General features: G+C 67.6%; 6 protein-coding genes. 5 read left to right on the forward strand and 1 reads right to left on the reverse strand.

The features are described 5' to 3' along the window. Positions 1-136: 136 nt before the first annotated feature. The 4 genes from CH341_RS02180 to CH341_RS02195 all read left to right on the forward strand — a co-directional run bounded on the left by CH341_RS02180 (position 137) and on the right by CH341_RS02195 (position 3,134). Complete coding sequence (locus CH341_RS02180; protein WP_111417391.1) at positions 137-928, forward strand: transporter substrate-binding domain-containing protein; 792 nt, start codon at positions 137-139, stop codon at positions 926-928. 95 nt (positions 929-1,023) lie between these two features. Next, complete coding sequence (locus CH341_RS02185) at positions 1,024-1,686, forward strand: amino acid ABC transporter permease (RefSeq protein ID WP_111417392.1); 663 nt, start codon at positions 1,024-1,026, stop codon at positions 1,684-1,686. A gap of 10 nt (positions 1,687-1,696) precedes the next feature. Further along, positions 1,697-2,350 carry an amino acid ABC transporter permease gene (locus tag CH341_RS02190; protein ID WP_111417393.1) on the forward strand — a complete coding sequence of 218 codons (654 nt, stop codon included), beginning with the start codon at positions 1,697-1,699 and terminating at the stop codon, positions 2,348-2,350. Further along, positions 2,334-3,134 carry an amino acid ABC transporter ATP-binding protein gene (locus tag CH341_RS02195; protein ID WP_111417394.1) on the forward strand — a complete coding sequence of 267 codons (801 nt, stop codon included), beginning with the start codon at positions 2,334-2,336 and terminating at the stop codon, positions 3,132-3,134. The genes CH341_RS02190 and CH341_RS02195 overlap by 17 nt, the downstream gene beginning before the upstream one ends. 87 nt (positions 3,135-3,221) lie before the next feature. On the opposite strand, the gene scpC is transcribed toward CH341_RS02195, so the two are convergent. Continuing rightward, positions 3,222-4,745 carry a succinyl-CoA:acetate CoA-transferase ScpC gene (gene scpC / locus CH341_RS02200; protein WP_111417395.1) on the reverse strand — a complete coding sequence of 508 codons (1,524 nt, stop codon included), beginning with the start codon at positions 4,743-4,745 and terminating at the stop codon, positions 3,222-3,224. A 387-nt stretch (positions 4,746-5,132) separates the two neighbouring features. Here scpC and CH341_RS02205 point away from each other — a divergent pair. After that, a partial coding sequence (locus tag CH341_RS02205; protein ID WP_111417396.1) for a DUF2336 domain-containing protein occupies positions 5,133-6,000 on the forward strand: 868 nt, incomplete at its 3' end.

The raw sequence follows: 6,000 nt of genomic DNA on the forward strand, positions 1-6,000 counted from the left end.
GGCCGATGCAGCGCCGCTGCACGTCCGGGGGAACGGCTACTTTCCCGCGAGGTGGCCCAGGTATTGCTTTCCTGTTCGCCTGACCCCGGCGCGCCTTCAGGCCCGCCCCTCTCTCCATCCAAGGACCCTCCTCGCCATGTTGTCGAAACGATTTGTCCTCGCCCTCCTCGGCCTGTCCCTGTCGTCCATCGCGTTCGGAACCGCTCAGGCGCAGACCGCGCTCGACGACGTCATGAAATCCAAGACCGTCAAGATCGGCGTTCCGACCGACTATCCGCCCTACGGCTTCGTCGGGCCCGACCTGAAGCCGATCGGCCTCGACATCGACATCGCGAACCTGATCGCCACCAAGCTCGGCGTGAAGGCGGAGTTCGTGCCCGTCGTGAGCGCCAACCGCATCCCCTACCTGCAGACCAAGAAGATCGACCTGATCGTCGCGACCCTCGGGCGCAACGAGGAGCGGGCCAAGATCATCGACTTCAGCCACGCCTACGCGCCATTCTACCAGGGCGTCTTCGCCCTCAAGACGACCGAGATCAAAACGTTCGACGATCTCGCCGGCAAGACGGTGGCGGTCGCCCGCGGCGCCATGGAGGACGAGATGTTGGCCACGATGGCGCCCCCCACGACGATCGTGAAGCGGTTCGAGGACCAGGCCGCCACCACGGCCGCCTTCGCGGCCGGCCAGACCCAGGTGATCGCCACCAGCGTCTCCAACATCGGCATCCTGAGCCAGAAGAACCCGAGCCTCGGCGTCGAATACAAGCTCCTGCTGCGCGACAGTCCGTGCTTCGTCGGCATCGGCAAGGGCGAGGACGCGCTCCGCGCCAAGGTCAACGAGATCATCCTGGCCGCCAAGGCGGACGGCACGATCGAAAAGCTGTCGCAGAAGTGGCTCAAGCGCGGAATGGGCGACCTGCCGCTGTGAGCCGGACGGTCTCGTATCGCCCGCCCCGGCGTCCCGGCCGGGGCGTCGCGCGGCCGGCCTGACCCCGTGCACTCTCCGCCATCCGGATCCGGTTCATGCGCGTCGCCCTCGATTTCTGGCCCGTCCTGATCCAGTGGCCGCTCCTGCTGGAAGGCGCGGCGTGGACCCTGGGGCTGACCGCCGTCGCCACCCTGCTCGGCTCGGCGATCGGCATCGCTTGCGCCTGGACCCGGGCCAACGGGCCGTGGCCGCTGCGCGCCGCGGCCGGCGTCTATGTCGAGCTGATCCGCAACACGCCGTTCATCGTGCAGCTCTTCTTCGTGTTCTTCGGCCTCCCGGCGGCCGGAATCAAGCTCACCCCGCTCACCGCCTCGATCCTGGCCATGACGATCAATCTCGGCGCCTATGCGACCGAGATCATCAGGGCCGGAATCATCTCCACGCCGCGCGGCCAGATCGAGGCGGCGGAGAGCCTCGCTCTGTCGCGGCTCCAGGTGTTCACCCACATCGTGCTGCCGCCGGCCTTGAAGCGGGTCTGGCCGGCCCTGGTGAGCCAGATCATCATCGTGATGCTCGGCTCGGCCGTGTGCGGGCAGATCTCGATGGAGGAGCTCAGCCACGCGGCCAATCTCATCCAGAGCCGCAACTTCCGCGCCTTCGAGGCCTATATCCTGGCGACGCTGGTCTACCTGGTGCTCGCCGTGCTGGTGCGCCGCCTGCTCTACTGGGCCGGCCCCCGCTTCGTCTTCGGCCGGTGAGAGGCGCACGATGGTCGACTTCACCCTGTGGGACATCCTGCGCAACCTGCTGCTCGCGGCGCGTTGGACCATCGTCCTGTCGCTCGTCGCCTTCGTCGGCGGTGGTGCCGTCGGGCTCGTCCTGCTGGTCGTCCGCCTCGGCCGGAACCGCATCGCCGAAAGCCTGATCGCCGGCTACGTGCAGGTGTTCCAGGGCACGCCGCTGCTGATGCAGCTCTTCCTCCTCTATTTCGGGATCGCGCTGTTCGGCATCGACACCTCGCCCTGGGTCGCGGCCTGCCTGGCGCTCACCCTCTACACCTCGGCCTATCTCACCGAGATCTGGCGCGGCTGCGTCGATGCCGTCCCGCGCGGCCAGTGGGAGGCTTCGGCGAGCCTGGCGCTGAGCTTCGGCCAGCAGCTCTCCCACGTCGTCCTGCCGCAGGCCCTGAAGATCGCCGTGCCGCCGACCGTCGGTTTCCTGGTCCAGGTCGTCAAGGGCACGGCACTCGCCTCCGTCATCGGCTTCGTCGAGCTGACCAAGGCCGGCGGCATGATCGCCAACGTCACCTACGAACCGCTGCTCGTCTACGGCTGCGTGGCGCTGATCTATTTCACGATCTGCTTCCCGATCAGCCTCTACGCCGGCGTCTTGGAAAGGAAGCTCCATGTCGGCCAGCGCTGACCCGTCCGCAACGAATGCCGTGCTGGTCGCCCCTCATACCGAGATCGGCGCGCCGGTGGTGCGCATCACCGCGCTCCGGAAGTCGTTCGGCGAGCTCGAGGTGCTCAAGGGCATCGACCTCGACGTGATGCGGGGCGAAGTGGTCGCGGTCATCGGCAAGAGCGGCTCGGGAAAGAGCACCCTGCTCCGCTGCATCAACGGGCTCGAGGTGTTCCAGCAGGGCTCGCTGGTGGTCGACGGCAAGCCGCTGCTGCACGAGAGCGCCCTGGCCATGCGCGAGCTGCGCCAGCGCGTCGGCATGATCTTCCAGAGCTTCAACCTGTTCCCGCATCTCTCCGTCGGCCGCAACGTGATGCTGGCGCCACGCCTGGTGAAGAAGCGCAAGGCGGAGGAGAACGAGGCGCGCGCCCGCCAGCTCCTGGAGCGCGTCGGGCTCGCGGAAAAGTTCGACGCGATGCCGGATCAGCTCTCCGGCGGCCAGCAGCAGCGCGTCGCCATCGCCCGGGCACTCGCCATGGATCCGGCCGTGATGCTGTGCGACGAGATCACCAGCGCGCTCGATCCCGAGCTGGTCGGCGAGGTTCTCAGGGTGGTGGAGTCGCTCGCCGAGGAGGGCATGACGCTCCTCATGGTGACGCACGAGATGGGCTTCGCCCGGAAGGTCGCCGACCGCGTCATCTTCATGCATCAGGGCCGGGTGCACGAATCAGGCACACCCGAGGCGATCTTCGGAGCCCCGCAGACGCCGGAGCTCAAGCAGTTCCTGTCGTCGCTGCACGACTGAGGCCGGCTCGCCGGCAAGAACGCGAATGCCCGGCACGAGGCCGGGCATCACGGGTCGGAGGACGACCGTCGGAGCGAAGAGCCTGCGTTACTCCGCGGCGCTCTTCATCTGGTTGGCCCGCCACTCGGGAAGGAAGCTGAACGCCTCGTTCAGCAGATGGGGCGTGTGGCGGCCCGGCGAGCTCTCGAGCGCCCGGCTGAAGTACTCGTGCAGGGCCGGCTTGTAGTCCGGATGCGCGCAGTTCTCGATGACGACCTTGGCGCGCTGCTTCGGCGACAGGCCACGCAGGTCGGCGAGGCCCTGCTCGGTGACGATCACGTGGACGTCGTGCTCGGTGTGGTCGACGTGGGTGACCATCGGGACGATGCAGGAGATCGCGCCGTTCTTCGCCGTCGACGGCGTCATGAAGATCGACAGGAAGGCGTTGCGGGCGAAGTCGCCCGACCCGCCGATGCCGTTCATGATCGAGGTGCCGGCGATGTGGGTCGAATTCACGTTGCCGTAGATGTCCGCCTCGATCAGGCCGTTCATCGCGATGATGCCGAGACGACGGATCACCTCCGGATGGTTGCTGATCTCCTGCGGGCGCAGGATCACGCTCTTCTTGAACTCGGCGGCGTTCTGGTTGAACTCCAGCGCGGCCTCCGGGCTGAGCGAGACGGCGGTGGCCGAGGCGAACCGCATCTTGCCGGCCTTGATGAGGTCGAGCATGCCGTCCTGCAGAACCTCGGTGTAGGAGGTCAGGTCCTCGAACGGACCGTCGATCAAGCCGCTGAGCACCGCGTTGGCGACGTTGCCCACGCCCGACTGCAGCGGCAGCATGCCGCGCGGCAGGCGGCCCCGCTTCACCTCGTGCTCGAGGAACTCGAGGATGTGGCCAGCGATCCGCTTGGAGTTCACGTCGGCCGGCGTGAACGGCGTGTTGCGGTCGGCGCTGTTGGTCTCGATCACCCCGACGACCTTGCTGAGGTCGACGTTGTAATAGCGGTCGCCGATGCGATCACCCGGATTGTTGATCGGGACCGGACGACGATCCGGCGGGCGACGAGTGCCGTAATAAATGTCGTGCATCCCGTCGAGGCCGAGATTAACCCAGGAGTTCACCTCGAGGATGATCTTGTCGGCCTGGTCGAGCCAGGTCTTGTTGTTGCCGATCGAGTTCGCCGGAACCAGCCGCCCGTCCTCGAGCACGGCGGCGACTTCCACCACGGCCACGTCGAGCTTGCCGAGAAAGCCGAACCAGGCGTACTGCGCGACGTGCGAGAGATGAATGTCGGTGTATTCCATCTCGCCGGAGTTGATCTGCTTGCGGCAGATCGGATCGGACTGATAGGGCAGCCGCATCGCGCAGCCGTTGACCTTCGCGAGCGCACCGTCGAGCTCGGGTGCCGTCGATGCGCCGGTCCACACGCCGACCCGGAACGGCTCGCCGCGGGCATGCGCAGCCTCGATGCGCTGGGCGAGCGCGAGCGGCACGGCCTTCGGATATCCGGCGCCGGTGAAGCCGCTCATCCCCACATTGGCTCCCGGCGGAATGAGCGCGGCTGCTTCGGCGGCCGACATGATCTTCGAACGAAGGGTGGGATTTAGAATGCGCGCGGCGTTGGACATGATTTCCGTTTCGACGTGTGGGGGTTCACGGTTCTTCGCCAGTCGGGCTGGACTTATACGCGCACGCTGCGTCGAACTATCCGACGAACAACTTACTGGTGCTGCCCGAATGCCTCCCATGCGTCGGGAACGTACGAGCGGCGGTAGATCCCCACGCATCGCTCGCGCGTCCCGCACCGCGCAGCCCGATTTTTGAACCGACTGCCGTGTTTTGTCGCACCACGGGTCGCCCCCGTTAACGGTTAGTCAAAGCGCTTCGCTTACCGTTGCGTGTACCCGCCCCGCCGGGGGCGTTCGAACACTCCGTCGCGTGCACGATGGACCGTCCGCGACAGGACATTTCCGCGCCCGTCCGGGCCGGACGTTCCCTGCGAGGCGCGTCGAGTCATGGCCGAGCCGACCCGTGTGATCGACGAACTCGACGAGACGCTCGCGAGCGGCACGGCGACGGATCGGACACGGTTGCTCCAGCGGGTGACGGATCTCTATCTCGACGGCGCCATCCACTATTCCGACGATCAGATCGCCCTGTTCGACGACGTGCTCGGCCGGCTGCTCGTCGACATCGAGGAGAGCGCCAAGCGCGAGCTCGCGCGGCGGCTCGCCGCCGCTCCGGTTCCGCCCCCGAAGGTCGCCCGCACCCTCGCGCTGGACACGGCGCCCGCCGTCGCGGCCCCGATGCTCATCCATATGGACGGCCTGGAAGACGCCGATCTGCTCGCCTGCGCCCGCAAAGGCAGCCAGGTGCATCTGCTCGCGATCACCAAACGTCCCAAGGTGAGCGAGCCCGTGACCGACGTGCTGGTCGTCCGCGGCAGCGACATCGTGGTGCGGAGCGTCGCGGACAACGCCGGCTCTCGGTTCTCGGACGCCGGCTACGGCGCGCTGGTGCGCCGCGCCGACGGCGACGACGTCCTGGCTGCGCGGGTCGGCCGCCGGCCCGACCTTCCCCGCCATCATTTCGTGCGTCTGCTGGCCAAGGCCTCGGACGCGGTGCGCGATCAGCTCCAGACGAGCCGGGCCGAGCAGCCGGGCGACATCCGCAACATCGTCGCCCGGGTCACCGACGCGATCGCCGCCCGCACGGCGGCCGAGTCCAACGACTACGCGGCCGCGACGGCCGAGGTCGAGGCGCTCGACCGGGCCGGCGGCCTCGGCGAGGCGGCCGTGCGGGACTTCGCCGCCGGCGGCAAGTTCGAGCACACGGCTGCGGCGCTGGCGCGGCTCGCCGATCTCCCGCTGCCGACGATCGAGC

Source organism: Rhodoplanes roseus (assembly GCF_003258865.1).
GTDB lineage: Bacteria > Pseudomonadota > Alphaproteobacteria > Rhizobiales > Xanthobacteraceae > Rhodoplanes > Rhodoplanes roseus.

Coding starts and splice junctions, on each gene's coding strand:
- CH341_RS02180 (WP_111417391.1), top strand. CDS start 137: ATGTTGTCGAAACGATTTGTCCTCGCCCTCCTCGGCCTGTCCCTGTCG.
- CH341_RS02185 (WP_111417392.1), top strand. CDS start 1,024: ATGCGCGTCGCCCTCGATTTCTGGCCCGTCCTGATCCAGTGGCCGCTC.
- CH341_RS02190 (WP_111417393.1), top strand. CDS start 1,697: ATGGTCGACTTCACCCTGTGGGACATCCTGCGCAACCTGCTGCTCGCG.
- CH341_RS02195 (WP_111417394.1), top strand. CDS start 2,334: ATGTCGGCCAGCGCTGACCCGTCCGCAACGAATGCCGTGCTGGTCGCC.
- scpC (WP_111417395.1), bottom strand. CDS start 4,745: ATGTCCAACGCCGCGCGCATTCTAAATCCCACCCTTCGTTCGAAGATC.